The following is a 752-nucleotide window of genomic DNA, read 5'->3' as shown; positions in this document are numbered from 1 at the left end:
GTTTCAATCCCCCCCCGCCTTTTCAGGCGAGGGAACAGCCCTGCGGCAAGCCAATGATAATAGGAAAGTTATCAGAGTGGTAGCGCGAACACGACTTCAATTGAATAGCTATGCTGTAAATACTCCGTTTCCCATAAAATAATACCTTTTAAAACAACATATTACATATATCGCGAAACCACCGGCATTTTAGGCTTCACTCGCTGCCAGCCATGGAGAGCGAAGCGAAGGCTGGTAGACCCCAGTAGCCGCGAGGCCGCACTGTTTTCCCGGCGTGCCTTGCGCCAGAGGGAAAACAAAGTAGGCCTCCGAACGCGGCGTCCAGTCATTGGGAGGCAAGTACGGAGCAGCAACGAGCTTGCGAAGTTGTTGCGTAGTGCTTGGTGACCAGGACGGCTGGGGAACAAATAGGTTGTCAAAGGCCGAGTCGATTTTGGGGACTGGGATGTCCCAAAATCTATCACGAGGCCGAAGACACGCTTGTGAATTTCAATGACTTGGCATTTATAGACGGGAACTAGGTAACAAGTATCAGCATGATAAATCCCTACTTGTGAAGATAAGGAATATAGGCGTCCGTATCCCCTCTGAGATGGCGCGCAAGGAATCTCGCCTGCAAGATGAGGATCAGGAAAGGACTGCCAGTGGAATCAGTGCTACGCTGTGCAATTCTCAAGCAATACCGGCAAGTGAGTTACGAGGAACTGGCCTTCTATCTGTTGGATTCGCTTTCTTTCCAGGCCTTTGCCCGG

Annotated in this window: 1 protein-coding gene; it reads right to left on the bottom strand. The window is 50.7% G+C overall.

Features of this window, described 5'->3' with window-relative positions:
- Window positions 1-161: 161 nt before the first annotated feature.
- On the bottom strand, window positions 162-464 hold the full coding sequence (locus ACOCD2_RS23620) for a hypothetical protein (RefSeq protein ID WP_294031825.1): 303 nt from the start codon (window positions 462-464) through the stop codon (window positions 162-164).
- Between the last annotated feature and the right edge of the window lie 288 nt (window positions 465-752).

Origin of the sequence: Thiolapillus sp. (genome assembly GCF_048562965.1) — a bacterium.
GTDB classification, from domain to species: Bacteria; Pseudomonadota; Gammaproteobacteria; order Chromatiales; family Chromatiaceae; genus Thiolapillus; species Thiolapillus brandeum_A.
The sequence above is the reverse complement of the archived record's forward strand: the minus strand, read 5'-3'. Positions and strand labels throughout refer to the sequence as shown.